9 protein-coding genes are annotated in these 12,905 nt (G+C 65.3%); 3 read left to right on the forward strand and 6 right to left on the reverse strand.

Annotated elements, in window-relative coordinates; translation table 11 throughout:
- Positions 1–43 precede the first annotated feature (43 nt).
- Positions 44–2,140 (forward strand): penicillin-binding protein 1C, encoded by a 2,097-nt coding sequence (gene pbpC / locus ACFQU1_RS20705; RefSeq protein WP_378136204.1) that lies wholly within the window; start codon positions 44–46, stop codon positions 2,138–2,140.
- 93 nt (positions 2,141–2,233) lie between these two features.
- On the opposite strand, the gene ACFQU1_RS20710 is transcribed toward pbpC, so the two are convergent.
- Together ACFQU1_RS20710 and ACFQU1_RS20715 are read right to left on the reverse strand one after the other, a co-directional pair.
- A complete protein-coding gene (locus ACFQU1_RS20710) occupies positions 2,234–3,613 on the reverse strand; it encodes a DEAD/DEAH box helicase (RefSeq protein ID WP_378136206.1) in 1,380 nt (459 codons plus the stop codon).
- A 229-nt stretch (positions 3,614–3,842) separates the two neighbouring features.
- Complete coding sequence (locus ACFQU1_RS20715; protein WP_378136208.1) at positions 3,843–4,907, reverse strand: FUSC family protein; 1,065 nt, start codon at positions 4,905–4,907, stop codon at positions 3,843–3,845.
- A 268-nt stretch (positions 4,908–5,175) separates the two neighbouring features.
- Here ACFQU1_RS20715 and ACFQU1_RS20720 point away from each other — a divergent pair, with 268 nt between their 5' ends.
- Both ACFQU1_RS20720 and ACFQU1_RS20725 read left to right on the forward strand, forming a co-directional pair.
- Complete coding sequence (locus tag ACFQU1_RS20720) at positions 5,176–5,757, forward strand: HdeD family acid-resistance protein (RefSeq protein WP_378136210.1); 582 nt, start codon at positions 5,176–5,178, stop codon at positions 5,755–5,757.
- 277 nt (positions 5,758–6,034) lie between these two features.
- On the forward strand, positions 6,035–6,643 hold the full coding sequence (locus ACFQU1_RS20725; RefSeq protein ID WP_378136212.1) for a PRC-barrel domain-containing protein: 609 nt from the start codon (positions 6,035–6,037) through the stop codon (positions 6,641–6,643).
- A gap of 95 nt (positions 6,644–6,738) precedes the next feature.
- On the opposite strand, the gene ACFQU1_RS20730 is transcribed toward ACFQU1_RS20725, so the two are convergent.
- Genes ACFQU1_RS20730 through ACFQU1_RS20745 form a run of 4 tightly spaced genes read right to left on the reverse strand, consistent with a single transcriptional unit; the run spans position 6,739 to position 12,805 of the window.
- Positions 6,739–7,908, reverse strand: a complete 1,170-nt coding sequence (locus ACFQU1_RS20730; RefSeq protein WP_378136803.1) for an ABC transporter permease — start codon at positions 7,906–7,908, stop codon at positions 6,739–6,741.
- Between the two features lie 9 nt (positions 7,909–7,917).
- Positions 7,918–8,934 carry an ABC transporter permease gene (locus ACFQU1_RS20735; protein WP_378136214.1) on the reverse strand — a complete coding sequence of 339 codons (1,017 nt, stop codon included), beginning with the start codon at positions 8,932–8,934 and terminating at the stop codon, positions 7,918–7,920.
- On the reverse strand, positions 8,931–10,895 hold the full coding sequence (locus ACFQU1_RS20740) for an ABC transporter substrate-binding protein (protein WP_378136217.1): 1,965 nt from the start codon (positions 10,893–10,895) through the stop codon (positions 8,931–8,933). Before ACFQU1_RS20740 ends, ACFQU1_RS20735 begins: the two co-directional genes overlap by 4 nt.
- Positions 10,895–12,805: a dipeptide ABC transporter ATP-binding protein gene (locus ACFQU1_RS20745; RefSeq protein WP_378136219.1), complete on the reverse strand. Its 1,911-nt coding sequence runs from the start codon at positions 12,803–12,805 to the stop codon at positions 10,895–10,897. Before ACFQU1_RS20745 ends, ACFQU1_RS20740 begins: the two co-directional genes overlap by 1 nt.
- Positions 12,806–12,905: the final 100 nt, after the last annotated feature.

Here is a 12,905-nt window from a genome sequence, read left to right on the forward strand (position 1 = left end):
CGGCTGCGAACGTCCGATCGGGATGGCCGGCTCAAGCCCGGCCATGACCGGGAGAGCCATAGGGCGCGTTGCGGTCATTGCGACCGCTACGCTGGTCGTGGCGGCGCTCATCGCCTCCGCGGCCCTCTGGCGCTTTGCCGCGGCACTCGGTCCGCTCGATCTGACCGTGGCGGAGGCGCGCTCGACCGAGGTGCTCGACCGCGACGGGCGGCTGCTCCGCGCCTTCACGACGCCGGAGGGCCGTTGGCGCCTGCCGGCCACCATCGCCGATGTCGACCCGCGCTTCGTCGCCCTGCTCAAAGCTTATGAAGACAAGCGCTTCGATAGCCATCCCGGCATCGATCCTCTGGCTGCGTTGCGTGCGGCGGGCCAACTCGTGACGAGCGGCCGCATCGTCTCCGGTGCCTCCACGCTCACCATGCAGGTGGCGCGGCTTCTCGAACCGCGCGCCGAGCGCAGCCTGACCGCAAAGCTTCGGCAGGCCGTGCGCGCCGTCGAGCTCGAACGGCGGTTCTCCAAGGACGAGATCCTCTCGCTTTATCTGAGCCTGGCGCCCTATGGCGGCAATCTCGAAGGCATCCGCGCCGCGAGCCTCGCCTATTTCGCCAAGGAGCCGAAGCGGCTGTCGCTCGCCGAGCAGGCCTTGCTGGTGGCATTGCCGCAATCGCCGGAGACGCGCCGGCCGGACCGCTTTGCCGAGGCTGCGCGCATTGCGCGCACGCGCGTGCTGGCGCGAGCGGTCGAAGCGGGGCTCATCAGTACGGCAGAGGCGAAGGCGGCCGAGGCCACGCCCATCCCGACGGCGCGACGCCCCATGCCCATGGTCGCACCTCATGCGGCGGAGGAGGCGGTCGCCGTCGATCCCGGCGCCTCGGTCATCAGGCTCGCCATCGACGGGCGCCTGCAAAGGAGCCTCGAGGCGCTCGCGCGCGGCAATGCGCTGCGGCTCGGCCCCAATCTCTCGGCGGCGATCGTCGCCATCGACAATGCGACCGGCGAGATCCGTGCCCATGTCGGCGCGGCCGATTATTTCGCGGCCGAACGTGCCGGCGCGCTCGATGCCGCGCTGGCCGTGCGCTCGCCGGGTTCGGCCCTGAAGCCCTTCATCTACGCGCTCGCCTTCGAAAACGGCATCGCTCATCCCGAGACGGTGCTCGACGATCGGCGGACGCGCTTCGGCGCCTATGCCCCGGAGAATTTCGATCTCGCCTTCCAGGGAACGGTCACCGCGCGCCGGGCGCTGCAGCTCTCGCTCAACATGCCGGCGGTGGAGCTTTTGGATGCGCTCGGTCCCGTGCGCTTCCTGGCGCGGCTGAGGAATGTCGGTGCCGATATCGTGCTGCCGAAGGAGGATCCCGGCCCGCCGGGGCTCGCCATCGCGCTCGGCGGGCTCGGCATCCGGCTCATGGACATGGCGCGGCTTTACGCCGGCCTCGCCCGCGGCGGGGTGGTGCCGACCCTCGTCTCCCGGCTCGACGTGAAGCCTGTCAGGGCCCATGTGCCGCCGCTCACGACCCCGGTTGCCGCCTGGTATGTCGCGGATGTCCTGCGCGGCGCGCCGCCGCCGGTGAATGCGCTGCCCAGGTCGATCGCCTTCAAGACCGGCACGTCCTATGGATATCGCGATGCCTGGGCCGTCGGCTTCGACCGGCGGACGACCATCGCGGTCTGGCTCGGGCGGCCAGACGGCGTCTCGGTGCCCGGCCTTGTCGCCCATCAGGTGGCAGCGCCGGTGCTGTTCGACGCCTTCGCCCGGCTCGATCGCGAGCCCGAGGCGATCCCGGCGCCGCCGAACGTCATCTTCGCCACGACGGCGACATTGCCGCCGCCGCTCCGGCATCTGCGACCGGATCAGCCGAAGACGATCGCCGCGACCGCAACCGCGCCACTGAGGATCGCCTATCCTCCCGATGGTGCGCTCGTCGAGGTCGGGATGTCCGGAACCGCCAGCCCGAGCGCGCTGCCGTTGAAGGCGAACGGCGGCGTGCCGCCGCTCACCTGGCTCGTCAATGGCGCGCCGGTGGCGGAGCCGAGCCTCAGGCGCGAAAGCCTATGGCAGCCGGACAGCCAGGGCTTCGCACATGTGTCGGTGATCGACGCGCGCGGCGCCAGCGACAGCGTGACGGTGAAGGTGGAATAAGCGGACGCCGCCGTCAGGGCGAGAGTGCTGCCTCACACAACGAAATGGCCGGGACAAGCCCGGCCATGACGAAGAGAGATGGAGACCACAGTCTTACGACTGGGCGCTGCGCGAGTCCGGCCCCTTGTAGCGGGGACGACGTGACCGTCCGGACGGCGCACCGCCTGGCCGGCCGGCGGACGAAGGTCCACGTCCCTGGCCGTACTGACCATGGCCGGAGCGCTCACCCTGCCCGTGGCCCTGGCCACGCTGCGACTGGCCCTGATAGCCTTGGCCGCGGTGCTGTTGCTGACGCGCCGGCGCCTTGTTGGCAGTCGAGGTCGCCTCGATCGGCACGCTGGTGTCGAGCCGCCGGTCGACAGCCGGGATCTTCTGCCGCGTCAGGCGTTCGATATCGCGCAGAAAGGCGCGCTCCTCGCCGTCACAGAAGGAGATGGCGATGCCTTCCGCCCCGGCGCGCGCTGTGCGGCCGATGCGGTGCACATAGGACTCCGGCACGTTCGGCAGGTCGAAATTGATGACATGCGTGACTGCATCGACATCGATGCCGCGCGCCGCGATATCGGTGGCGATGAGCACCGGCGTTTTGCCCGAGCGGAATTCGGCGAGCGCCCGCTCGCGCTGGCCCTGGCTCTTGTTGCCGTGAATGGCGGCCGCACCGATGCCATCCAGTTCGAGCTGGCGCACGACGCGGTCAGCGCCATGTTTCGTGCGGGTGAAGACGAGCGTGCGACCGGTCGCCTCTCCACGCAGGATCTCGGCCAGCAGCATGCGCTTGCGCGCAGTCTCCACGAAGAGGACGCGCTGTTCGACACGCTCGGCAGTGGTCGCCACCGGCGCCACCGACACCTGCACCGGATCGCGCAGGAATTCGGCCGCCAGCGAACCAATTTCCTTCGGCATGGTGGCCGAGAAGAACAGGTTTTGTCGCGCCTTCGGCAGACCGGGGAGGATCCGGCGGATGGCGTGGATGAAGCCCATGTCGAGCATCTGGTCGGCCTCGTCGAGCACGAAGACCTCGACGCTCGCCAGATTGACGGCGCGGTTGTCGAGATGGTCGATGAGCCGGCCGGGGGTGGCGACGAGGATATCGACGCCCTGGGCGAGCTGCACGGCCTGCGGGCGTCCGCCCACGCCGCCGAAAACGACCGCGATGCTGAGGCCGAGGTGCCGGCCATAGGTACGGAAGCTGTCGGCGATTTGGCTGGCGAGCTCGCGCGTCGGGCTGAGGATCAGCGCCCGGCATGCGTGGCGCTTGCGCGGCGCCTTATTGGCCGCGAGCTTCTGCAGGATGGGCAGCGCGAAAGCCGCCGTCTTGCCGGTGCCGGTCTGGGCGATGCCCATGAGATCGCGACCGCCGAGAAGATGCGGAATGCTTTGTGCCTGAATGGGGGTGGGGGTTTCGTAACCCTCGGCTTCGAGGGCCTTGAGGAGAGGCTGGGCGAGGCCCAAGTCCTTGAAAGTGGTCGTCAATCGAAAATTCTTTCCAAAGCAACGCCGATCCGCATACCCAAAGGCTGCAGATCTCAAGCGCGGGGAGATGAACGCCCCGCGTGATTGGGCTGTTCGGTGAGCCGCGGATTGTCGGCGGGCGATGTCGCTGCCGACATCGCTCACGCTGCCGATGGCATATGCTCCGCGCGGCAACCGTTTAAGTGGTCTCAATAGGCTCGGAAGTCAAGCCCAAAGCGGCACCAGGGTGTCACCCGTCCCGCCCCTGTGGCGCGACGGCACCGGGCGCGGCCCACAATGCGCGCCAGATCTTGGGATTGGTGAAGAAGGCGATGGCGATCGCAATTCCGCCGCCGAGAACCGTTGCCGCCAGCCGATGCCAGGCGGTGACGACCTCCGGCACATGGTCGAGCCCGAGAAGGAATACGACGGTCGCGGTGATGGCAATTGTGAAGATCACATACTGGCTTCTCTGCAGGCCAAAGGAGAGCCAAGCCGCACCGAGTGCCAGCGCGACGTGCAGAGCGGTGGACGGCGCCGTCAGGCTGATGAGGCTTGCGAGCCCGCCGCCGGCCGCTGTGCCCACAAGACGTTCGAGCCCGCGCGTACGGGTCGCCCTCAATTGCGGCTTGAGCACGATGAGCGCCGTCATCGGCGCCCAATAGCCGTTCGCCAGACCGAGCCAGTGGACCAGCCCGGAGGCCAGAATGACCGAAACGGCCGCCCGGATCGCGTGGCGCAGCGTCGGCAGCTTGCCGTGAAGCGCAAGCCGCAGGCTCTTGCGCACGCGTCGCAGACTGTGATGGGCCACTTGCGACGGTGCGCCGCCGCCGAGCCGCCAGCCGATCTGCACGCAGGCGATCTGCAGGAGCCCGCCGGCAAGAACGAGGCCGGCGCGTGCTGCCGCCCCCGACAGGTCGGCCGGATAGGAGCCGGCCACCAGGAGCGCGATCGACCATTGCAGGATGATCCACCAGGCCCCGAGTTCGATGGTGGTGAACATGGCGCAAGCGGCCGCCCACAGCCCAGAGGTCACGAGGAAGGCGATCTCGTGGTTGCCGACACTCGAACCCACGAAGGCCGAGAGGCTCATGCCGACTGCGGCCAGCATCATGGGCGCGGAGCGCCAGCGAGTGAAGACATGGACGGATCCGAAACCGACCGACAAGGCTCCGCTCGTGAGAATGCTGCCGGTCAGGACATCATCGGTGAGGACGCCATAGCCCAGGGTCAGCGCAACCGCCGGCAGACAGAGAAAAGCGGATCGAGTGTTGAAGGATAGCGACCGAATACGTGCGAGCAGCGCGCCCATCATGGCAATCATCCGCGAATTGAGCCATCACCCGACACGCCTGTAAAGGATGACCATAGGATGCGTATCCGTTCGAACTGACATCGTATCACTGCCGCTGCTCCAGGCTTTTCGCGGCAACCATAGTCCCGAATATGGCTTTCCGACGATAGCACCTTAAGCTATGGTATTAGTCGCAAAAGGCGAGTTTTGCCGACCCAAGTCACTTCAGAGAACGTCATTGCCTGTCGGCATAGGGTCGGTGAAGCCGAGAGAAAGACGCGGGGCTGTCATGACGAATGCTGCACAACCGAATACGTCACCTTCCCTCGGAGCCGGATTTTCCGAAGTGAGGGAAAAATGGGGCTGGTTCGTCGCTCTCGGCGTCGGCCTCATCATTCTCGGCGTCATCGCCCTGGGCAATCTCTTCCTGGCGACAGTTGCGACCGTGTTCTATATCGGCGCCATGATGCTGGTCGCCGGTATCGTGCAAATCGTGCATGCCTTCCAGGTGAAGACCTGGAGCCGCTTCTTCTATTGGTTCCTGAGCGGCATCTTCTATGCAATTGCCGGTGGAATAGCGCTTTACGATCCGCTCGTCGCCGGCGCGGCAGTCACGCTTCTTCTCGCAGTCGCGCTCGTGGTCGCCGGGGTCTTTCGCATCTGGGTGGGACTGCATGCTCGGCCGGAAGCCGGTTGGGGCTGGATCGTGGCCACGGGCGTCATCACCTTGCTGGTCGGCATTGTCGTTTATGCGGCCTGGCCCGGCAATAGCCTCTTCCTGCTCGGGGCGATCCTGGCAATCGACCTTTTGATCCAGGGGCTGGGATTCATCCGTTGCGGCCTGGCATTGCGCGCCCGGCGTGGCGCTTGAGCGATCCCCGAGCACATCGGGCGGCGGAAAACCCCTCCGCCGCCCGAACTCGCCTCGGAGTGCGATAAGGCGGGTATCTCAATGTGTTCAGTTATGTCGGCCTAGCTTAGACATAGCCATTCTTCGCCGAAGCTGGACAGTATCTGCGCATGGCGAAGCGTAGATCGGGGTCGCTGCGCTATAATGCAAATACAACATTTTTGTAGCCGTGAGCGGAACCATGGTATTGGCCGTCCGTTCTTCCCTCGAACCCGCGATTTAGCGAGAGGAACGAACGATGATGAAGCGCGTGACTTTTGCGACTGCATTGATTGCCGCCATGGCGGCAGGACCTGCCTTCGCCCAGAACACGGCGCCGTCCGGCAATGCCGCGCCGTCTGGCTCGATGACCAATCCTCCCGCGGCTGCTCCGGGGTCGAACTCGGCGCCAGTTGGCGGCAGCAATAATGCCGGCGGCGGCAATGCGGCCCAGATGAGCGGCACTGCCGCGTCCATCAATTATGTGACGCAGCAGACGGATCAGCAGGTCCTCGGCTCCAACCTGATCGGCGCCTCCGTCACCGGCAATGACAACGCCTCGATCGGCGAGATCAATGACCTTCTTGTTGGCCGCACCGGCACTATCGAAGGCGTGGTCGTCGGCGTTGGCGGTTTCCTCGGGATGGGCGAAAAGAACGTCGCCGTTCCATTCCAGTCCATCCAGGTCACCAATGACGGCAACGCGGCCAACACGCCCAAGCTGACATTGCAGGTGTCCAAGGCCGACCTACAAAACGCGCCCGAGTTCAAGCGTGCGGACGACGACAACGCCGACTCGATGGCCACGGGTTCCACCAACCCGGCCACGCCGCCGGCTGCCAATCCGAACACTGCCCCGGCCCGGTAAGCGTATCGGCAGAGCAATAGAGGGGCCCGCCGTCACGGCGGGCTCTTTTTTTGCGTCCGCTGTCGTTCCTTGCGTCCGCTCTTGGGTTCCCAGGCTCAGTGGTAGGGATCGGCCGCGTCGCGCAGACCATCGCCCATGAAATTGAAGGCGAGGACGATGAGAACCACAGGCGCGATCGGCCACAGAAGCCAAGGCTGAAGATTGACCGCGGCGAGGTTCTGCGCCTCGTTGAGGAGAACGCCCCAACTGGTGACGGGCGGCCGGAGGCCGAGGCCGAGGAAGGACAGCGCCGTCTCGCCGAGGATCATTGAGGGGATCGACAGGGTTGCCGAGGCGATCAGGTGGCTCATGAAATTCGGAATGAGATGGCGGGCGATGATCCGCCGCCGCGACGCCCCCATCAGCACGGCGGCGCGCACGAATTCCTCCTCGCGGAGCGCCAATAGCTTCGAGCGCACGGCGCGCGCCAGACCTGGCCAATCGAGCAGGCCGAGAATGATCGTGATCCCGAAGAAGATGACGAGCGGGCTCCAGTTGGCCGGTAGCGCCGCCGAAAGCGCCAGCCACAGCGGCAATTCCGGCAGGGAGCGCAGGATCTCGATGACCCGCTGGATGACGCTGTCGACCCAGCCGCCGAGATAACCGGCGAGGCCACCGAAAAACAGGCCGAGGGCGAAGGAGACGACGATTCCGACGATGCCGATCGTCAGCGAGATGCGCCCGCCATAGATGATCCGCGAGAACATGTCGCGGCCCAGCCTGTCCGTGCCGAGCAGGAAGAAGGTGCCGCCCTCCGGCGCGCAGACGATATGGGTGTTCATCTCGACCAGATCCCAGAACCGATAGCGCGGGCCTTCACAGAAGAAGCGCAGCGGCTGCGGCTCGGTGCGGTCGACGACATAGTCTCGCGTGAATGTCTCCAGATTGAAGGTGAAAGAATAGGGATAGACGAAGGGCCCGACGAAGCGGCCCTCGTGGAAGAGGTGCACACCCTGCGGCGGCGCATAGAGGAAGTCGCCGTTGCGCTGATTCTGACCGTAAGGCGCGATGATCTCCACGAAGGGAATGGTGAGGTAGAAAAAGAGCAACACGAGCGCCGATACCACGGCGAGCCGGTTGCGCTTGAACTTCCACCAGATGAGCTTCAGCGACGAGGCCTGATAGAAGCGCTCGTCCTCACGGGCGCCGGGATCGACGAGCCCCGGGTCGAAGGGGGCGGTGTCGACGAAATGACCGGTCCCGCCGGCCTCTGCATCACGCGTCATGGACATCGGTCACCTCTGTCCCAGGCGGATGCGCGGATCGAGCCAGGCGAGCAGGAGATCCGACACGAGCATGCCGGCGACGGTCAAGACGGCAACAAACATGAGGATGAAGCCGGCCAGAAACTGATCCTGCGACTTCAGCGCGCCGAGCAGAATGGGGCCGACGGTCGGCAGGCTCATTACCAGCGACACGAGCACGGAGCCGGAGACCAGATGCGGCAGGAGGTTACCGATATCTGCCACGAAAGGGTTGAGCGCCATGCGGAACGGATATTTCAGCAGCGCCTTGGTCGGTGGCAGCCCCTTGGCCTTGGCGGTGACGTAATATTGCTTGCCGAGTTCGTCCAGCAGATTGGCGCGCATCCGGCGGATCATCGCGGCCGTCCCGGCGAGCCCGATCACCAGGGTGGGCACGATGAGATGCTGCCCCAGCGAGCCGATCTTAGCGAGCGTCCAAGGCTCGCCCGCATAGCGGCTGTCGTAGAGGCCACCGATGGAAATGCCGAACCAGCGGTTCGTGTAATAGAGAAGAATGAGCGCGAAGAGGAAGCTCGGCATCGCCAGCCCGAAATAGCCGAGCAGGGTGACGATATAGTCGCCGACCGAATATTGTCGTCTGGCCGAATAGATGGCGATGGGGATGGCGACGACATGGACGAAGATGACGGTCGCCAGATTGAGTAGCAAGGTGAGCCACAGGGCTTCGCCCACGACCTCCTTGACCGGCCGATCATATTCGAAAGACCAGCCCCAATCGCCTTGTAGGAGGCCGGAATAGCCGTTCGGTCCGGGCATGACGCCGAGCCAGACGAAATACTGCTCCCAGCCCGGCCGGTCGAGGCCATATTGCTTGATCAGGAAGTCGGCCTTGGCGGCTGCGGAGGCATCGCCCTGGGAGCGCAGCTCGGCGATCTGGTTCGAGAGGAAATCGCCCGGCGGCAGCTTGATGATGAAGAAGATCAGGGCGCTGATCAACAGCAGCGTCACCACCATCGTGGCGGCGCGCCTTGAGAGAAAGCGGATCATTGTGCCTCGGCCACCCGCCGTTCGGGCTTGTCCCAGAAGATTTCGTCGATGCGGTAGACGCCCACGAGCGATGTCGGTTCCCAGCTGTAGAGGGCCTTGTCGGGGAAATTGGTGAGCCCGGCCCTGAGCACGATCGGCTGCAGCGCGTCGGCCACGGTGCCGATAGACCACTGCTGATCGGTGCGATTGGCGAGCATCTCATGCCAGATCTCCGCCTGCCGCTTTCGGTCGGCCGTGGACAGCCATTGATTATAGAGGTCGAGCAACTGCCGGGCAGCTTCGAGATCGCAGGCCTCGCCGTTCTTGCCCTTGGTCTCGATATACTGCCCCCATTTCGGCCAGGCGTAATTATCCTGAAAAACCGGCGCCAGTTCGGCCGGCGACATCCCGGGCGTCGGAATGGCATTGTCGAGGCCGTAGTTCGCGACCATCACCGGCAGGCCGGCATAGGCCCGGTTGCGCAGCACATTGATATCCTGCGGCTTGATGAAGAGCCGGACGCCGATCTCGCGCCAGAATTCGGAGATCAGCTGGAGCGTATCGACCGCCATGCCCGTGTCGCCGTCGACCTCCACCACGATCTCGAGCGGGCGCCCGTCGGGCAGGAGCCGCGTCCCGTCGCCGCGGCGTTCCGTCAGCCCGATTTCGTCGAGCAGCGCATTGGCCCGGTCGGGATCATAGGTGCCGTATTCCGTCCGGTATTCCGGTTCGAAGAGGCGTGAACCCTCGCGCACGGTGTCGTTGCCTTCCGTGCCCAGCCCGAAGAACAGGGCGTTGTTGATCGTGCGCCGGTCGATGCCGAGCGACAGCGCCCGGCGGAAGCGCACGTCACGGTTCAGCTTCCGCCAGACCGGGTCGTTGACCGTGAGATTGGGATAGAGCGCGACCTGTGAGCCTCGGGCGATAGGCCACAGAAGCGTCCGGTAGCCATGAGCCTTCTCGCCCTGCTTGAGGACGGGAATATCGGCTGTCGTGAGCCCGCGCGCGAGAAAGTCGACTTCGCCTGCATTGGCCTTGGCGGCGAAAAGCCCGGGCGAGGACATATCAACGATGATCCGGTCGATATAGGGCAGCTGGTGGCCGGCGGTATCGACCCGGTGGTAATAGGGATTGCGCTGGAAGATGAAGCGATTGGCCGGCCCGGCGGTGATCACCTTCCAGGGGCCGAGCGTCGGGATGTCCGGATTGGATCCGTCGAACATGTCGTCCATGCGATTGTGGAGAGCGGCCCAGGATTTGAGCTTCGCCCGCGCCGCCGCCTGGGCCAGTGCCTCCGGATCCGAATATTTGCTGTGGAACTGCTTCATATAATGGGCAGGCCGGTAGATCAGCGGATCGCGCGGCCCTGCCAGCATAGGCAGAAAGCGGGGATTGGGCTTCTGCCATTCATAGCGCACGGTGTGATCGTTGATCACCGTGAAAACCGGTCTTTGTCCCTCGACCAGCATGAACATCGGCGGGCCGGCCGGCGAAAGCTCCTTGTTGAGGGCAACGTCATCCCACCAATAGCGGAAGTCTTCCGCCGTGAAGGGTTGCCCATCCGACCATTTATGACCTTTGCGGATATGGAGCGTGAAGATGCGGTCGTCGACATCGTCGACACTCGCCAGAATATCCGGCTTGAGGTCGAGGTTCGCGTCGTAGCCGACAAGCCGGCTATAGGCCATGGAGGAGAGATAGCGCAGGTCGCGCGCTTTCCCCGCTAGCGTCAGGATATCGCCGCCCGGTTTGCCCGTGCGGCGGCCATGCGCTGCCATGTCGACGACGAGCGGCTCGGCGGGAACCCGTTCGGCGACGGGTGGCAGCTCGCCCTTCTTGACCGCCTCTTCGAAATAGGGGGTCTCGACATAGGCCGGCGCGGCGACGGCGCCGTCGAAGGGCGCGCAGATCGCCGCCAGCGGAAGCACAAAGGCGAGGGCGGTGACCGTTACGGCCGCGCCAATGGAAGCAAGGCACCGCATCAGGCTGCTTTCCTTTCTCCCTGGACAGCCACGCGCACCCGATGGCCCGGTTCGATCTCCCGCATCACGCTATCGGACGCGTCCGGCAGGCGGAAGGGCTCCGGCCAGTCGTCGGGATCGGAGAAGCTATCGGATCGCAGCGCGTTGAAGTCGAGCGGGTGGTCGAGATCCGGGCTCGGCACCGCGGCAAGCAGCGCGCGCGTATAGGGATGCGCCGGATTGCGGAAAAGAACCGCCTTGGGCGCTTCCTCGACGATAAGGCCGCGGCACATCACGGCGATGGTGTCGGCGAGATAGTCGACCACCGCCAGATTATGCGAGACGAAGAGATAGGAGAGGCCGAGTGCCGTCTGCAGATCCTTCAGCAGATTGAGGATCTGGGCCTGGACGGAGACATCGAGGGCGGACACCGGCTCGTCCAGAATGAGCACGCGCGGCGAAAGCGCGAGCGCCCGGGCGATGCCGATGCGCTGGCGCTGCCCGCCCGAGAAGGAATGCGGGTAGCGCCGCAGGTAGCGCTTGTCGAGGCCGACGAGCTCCATCAGCATCTTGGCCTTGGCGAAGCGCTCCTCGCTCCCGCCGATGCCGTGGATGACGAGCGGTTCGGTCAAGGCCTCATAGACGGTCATGCGCGGATTGAGCGACGAAAAGGGGTCTTGGAAGACCACCTGCACCGCTCGGCGATATGCGAAGAGTTCCTCGCGTCCGAATTGCCGGACGTCGCGGGGACCATTGCCGTCGTCGAAGAGCACGCGGCCCGTGTCCGGCTCGACGGAACGCATGATGATCTTGGCGACGGTCGTCTTGCCGCAACCGGACTCGCCCACGAGCCCGAGCGTCTTGCCGGCGGGCAGCGACAGGCTGACATGCTCGACGGCCCGCACCGTCCTGACCCGGCCGGAGAACCAGCCGGCGCGCAGCGCATAGGTCTTGCTGACCTCCTCGACGCTCAGCACCGGGCCGCGTGGCTGCGGGCGCTCGCGCTTCGGGGAGGCATCGATCATGCCCGTGCTCGCCACTTCGCGGATGGGCGTCAGCCGTTCATCCGGCCCCATGTCGAAGCGCGGCACGGCGCGCAAGAGAGCCTTGAGATAGGGATGCTGGGGGTTGCGGAAGAGCGCCTCGCGAGGTCCCGCCTCGACGATGCGCCCGCGATACATCACGGCGATGTCGTCGGCCATATTGGCGACGATGCCGAGATCATGGGTGATGAGCAGGATCGCCATCCCGGTCTCGGCCTGCAACTCAAGCATCAGATCGAGGATCTGCGCCTGGGTCGTCACGTCGAGCGCGGTGGTCGGCTCGTCCGCGATGAGAAGGGCCGGCCGGCAGATCAGCGCCATGGCGATCATCGCGCGTTGGCGCATGCCGCCGGACAGTTCGAAGGGATAAGTGTCGAAGGCCCGCTCCGGATTGGGAAAGCCGACGCGTTTGAAGACCGCGATCGACATCTCGCGGGCTTCCGCCGCCGAGACCTTGCGGTGCAGCATCAAGGCCTCGCCGACCTGGTCGCCGATGGTGTGCAGCGGCGACAGCGAAGTCATCGGCTCCTGGAAGATCATGGCGATGCGTCCGCCGCGGAGCGCTCGCATCGCTTCCGACTCCGGATCGAGCCGGCAGATGTCCACCGGCTCGGCCGGGGCTGCGGCCCCGTTCCTGGCGGGGTCGTTGAACAGAATTGAGCCGCGGGCGATCTGCCCGGCTTTCGGGAGGATTTGCAGAATGGCCTGGGCGGTCACCGATTTGCCGGAGCCGGATTCGCCGACGAGGGCGACCGTGCGGCCTGCTCCGATGCGCAGCGACACGCCGTTGACGGCGTAAAAAACGGCTCGATCTCCGGGGAAGGCAACCTGGAGATCCCGAATTTGCAGCAGCGGCTCGGGACGGCCGCCTACCCTCGTCTCGTTCACTGACGTCCCCTCGCGCCTCTCGGCTTCTCTCGCGCCAGGTCTTAAACAGTAAATGATTACGGCCACATGTCACGTGATCATAGAGCACAGCTCGAAAACG

Source organism: Chelatococcus sp. GCM10030263 (assembly GCF_042666455.1).
Classification (GTDB): Bacteria; Pseudomonadota; Alphaproteobacteria; order Rhizobiales; family Beijerinckiaceae; genus Chelatococcus.

Excerpts from the sequence above, each read along its gene's own strand:
- pbpC (WP_378136204.1), top strand. The coding sequence starts at position 44 with ATGACCGGGAGAGCCATAGGGCGCGTTGCGGTCATTGCGACCGCTACG.
- ACFQU1_RS20715 (WP_378136208.1), bottom strand. The coding sequence starts at position 4,907 with ATGATGGGCGCGCTGCTCGCACGTATTCGGTCGCTATCCTTCAACACT.
- ACFQU1_RS20720 (WP_378136210.1), top strand. The coding sequence starts at position 5,176 with ATGACGAATGCTGCACAACCGAATACGTCACCTTCCCTCGGAGCCGGA.
- ACFQU1_RS20725 (WP_378136212.1), top strand. The coding sequence starts at position 6,035 with ATGATGAAGCGCGTGACTTTTGCGACTGCATTGATTGCCGCCATGGCG.
- ACFQU1_RS20730 (WP_378136803.1), bottom strand. The coding sequence starts at position 7,908 with ATGACGCGTGATGCAGAGGCCGGCGGGACCGGTCATTTCGTCGACACC.
- ACFQU1_RS20735 (WP_378136214.1), bottom strand. The coding sequence starts at position 8,934 with ATGATCCGCTTTCTCTCAAGGCGCGCCGCCACGATGGTGGTGACGCTG.
- ACFQU1_RS20740 (WP_378136217.1), bottom strand. The coding sequence starts at position 10,895 with ATGCGGTGCCTTGCTTCCATTGGCGCGGCCGTAACGGTCACCGCCCTC.